This is a genomic window from Nonomuraea aurantiaca, from assembly GCF_020215705.1.
Lineage (GTDB): Bacteria > Actinomycetota > Actinomycetes > Streptosporangiales > Streptosporangiaceae > Nonomuraea > Nonomuraea aurantiaca.
Map to the genome: position 1 here is coordinate 46,640 of NZ_JAIWNB010000046.1, position 1,686 is coordinate 48,325.

Annotated in this window: 3 protein-coding genes; 2 read left to right on the top strand and 1 reads right to left on the bottom strand. The window is 68.9% G+C overall.

Annotation, left to right across the window (positions count from 1 at the left end):
- The first annotated feature begins 281 nt into the window (after window positions 1-281).
- On the top strand, window positions 282-695 hold the full coding sequence (locus tag LDL49_RS52105; RefSeq protein ID WP_225302403.1) for a hypothetical protein: 414 nt from the start codon (window positions 282-284) through the stop codon (window positions 693-695).
- 98 nt (window positions 696-793) lie between these two features.
- Here the strand turns inward: LDL49_RS52105 and LDL49_RS52110 are convergent, their stop codons facing one another.
- Entirely contained in the window at window positions 794-961 is a 168-nt protein-coding gene (locus tag LDL49_RS52110; protein ID WP_225302404.1) for a Rossmann-fold NAD(P)-binding domain-containing protein, read from the bottom strand.
- Between the two features lie 131 nt (window positions 962-1,092).
- Here LDL49_RS52110 and LDL49_RS52115 point away from each other — a divergent pair, with 131 nt between their 5' ends.
- Entirely contained in the window at window positions 1,093-1,653 is a 561-nt protein-coding gene (locus tag LDL49_RS52115; protein ID WP_225302405.1) for a TetR/AcrR family transcriptional regulator, read from the top strand.
- Window positions 1,654-1,686 lie beyond the last annotated feature (33 nt).

Below are 1,686 nucleotides of genomic sequence, written 5' to 3' on the forward strand. Positions count from 1 at the left end.
GATGAGCGAAGCTAAGCACGCGCCACCGAGCCGGGAAAGGTCTCACGTACGCGGACGACCCGGCGACCTCAACCGGGAGACGGCACGTCAGCCGAGGTCATGGGCGGTGGACAGCATGGGGAGAGCCTCATCCGCGTGCTGTGCGGAGGTGAAAGTTTCAGCGATGACGACGGATCGTTGATCACGCGGAGCACCGCGCCGGGCGTGAGAGACTACCCCGACCCTGACGTCGATGTGCGGAGTTCTGTTTCGTGCGGTCACGAGTCATTGCCTGTGTTCCGGTGCTGCTGCTCTTCCTGAGCGCCTGCGGGGAGAGATCCGAGCCGCAGGCGGCGACGCCCGCCACATCGGCACCGGAAGCAGCCAGGACGAACGCACCGGAGACGGGCACACCGACGCCCCGGCCCTCGCGGCAGCTCGCCGGACCCGGGACCGTGTGCGGCGAGCTTCAGCCGCCCGCCGGCGGGCCCATGGCCGCGGTCGCGGTGTCCGCGGGGCGGGCCGACTGCCGTACGGCACTGAAGGTCTTCCGGACCTACTACCGGCCGGGCACCCCCAAGCAGGGCAGTGCCGGGGTCGCGACCGTCGGTGGGTGGCGGTGCGCCAGCAACTCGGCCGCTCAGGCGAACATCAGTGGGCGGCTCTCCTCGTGCCAGAAGGATGCCGCCAAGATCGTGGCGGACGTCATCCCGTAAGTCACTCCGTACGGGATGAGGCCACCGGACGGCCCACCTCGACGACCGCATGGGCGTCGGCGTCGTGCAGGAGCGGGGGCGCCACCGTCAGTCCGGGTTCAGGCTGGGTTCGGCGTGGTGGACAGGCTCTGCTTGATGTTCCGGGTGGTCTCGTCGGCGAGGATTTCCGGCAGGCCGTTCTCGATGCCGCGCAGGAGCTGGGCGGCGACGTCGGCGGGGTCGGTCTTCTGCTCGGCGGGAACGCCGACGGCCATGTCGGTGTCCATGTATCCGACGTGCAGCGCCGAGACGGTGATGCCGCGCGGCGCCAGCTTGCGGGCTCATTTAGATTACGTTTGTAATCTAAACTGGAAGCATAGGATAGATGACAGCCGACATCCAAATGAGGGGGTGGCCGATGGGCCGCGTGTCACAGGCGCAAGCACAGGAAAACCGCAGGCGGATCGTGCAAACCGCCTCCCGGCTCCTCCGCGAACAGGGCACCCACGTCAGCGTCGCCGACCTCATGAAGGCGGCCGGACTGACCCACGGCGGCTTCTACAAGCAGTTCGCCTCCAAACAGGCGCTCATCGACGAGGCCACCACCCACGCCTTCGCCGAACTCGCCCAACACCACACCGCCACACTCGAACAACACCCCGCACAGCCCGACGCCGCCCAGCAGGCGCTGATCGACGCCTACCTCTCCGCCGAGCACCGCGACAACGCCTCAGACGGCTGCCCCGTCGCCGCGCTCGCCGGCGACATGGCGCGCGAACCCGGCAACCACCAGGCCCACCGCGTCTACACCCAGGGAGTCCGCGCCTTCGCCGACGCGCTCGCCACCCCCGGCCAGGACGGCATCACCCGACTGTGCACCATGCTCGGCGCACTCGTCCTGGCCCGCGCCACCAAGGACTCCCCCCTCTCCGAGGAGATCCTCACCGTCGCTCGCACCGCCCTGACAGCGGCACCGTGACAGCGACCGTCATTCCAGGGCGAGTCGTACGGG

Coding starts and splice junctions, on each gene's coding strand:
- LDL49_RS52110 (WP_225302404.1), bottom strand. CDS start 961: ATGGACACCGACATGGCCGTCGGCGTTCCCGCCGAGCAGAAGACCGAC.
- LDL49_RS52115 (WP_225302405.1), top strand. CDS start 1,093: ATGGGCCGCGTGTCACAGGCGCAAGCACAGGAAAACCGCAGGCGGATC.